Here is a 395-nt window from a genome sequence, read left to right on the forward strand (position 1 = left end):
GTGCTGCACCCTTTATCTAGATAGTATTGAACTGAAGGTAACATTGCGTAAGGGATAGGTTTATTTTTATCCATATATTCATTTAATAACGTCCATAAATTACAGGCTTGATCGTAACTATCAGCAAACGCGACTATGTATTGGCAATCCCTTTTACCATGTTTAGGGTATTTTTTAGGGATTAAACTTGTAACAGGCATGCCTCTTCCCAAACTAAAGCCTAACGAGCCTCGATACATCTCAACTTCTTCAAATGGGATCACAAGTTCTGGGTTGCCACCAAACGCAGGGAAATTTACATTGCCGGTTTTTCGGTCAAAAACAACGGAGGTGGCTCTGGGGATTTTTGCTTTACGGTGGTAAATAAAAGCAATTATTAATAATAAAACTTGCCC

The 395-nt window shown here is 38.7% G+C and carries 1 pseudogene; it reads right to left on the reverse strand.

Features of this window, described 5'->3' with window-relative positions:
* A pseudogene (locus H5158_RS22895) lies at positions 1–395 on the reverse strand (hypothetical protein); the annotation flags it as partial.

The sequence above is a fragment of the Pseudoalteromonas sp. SR45-6 genome (assembly GCF_014163545.1).
GTDB lineage: Bacteria > Pseudomonadota > Gammaproteobacteria > Enterobacterales > Alteromonadaceae > Pseudoalteromonas > Pseudoalteromonas rhizosphaerae.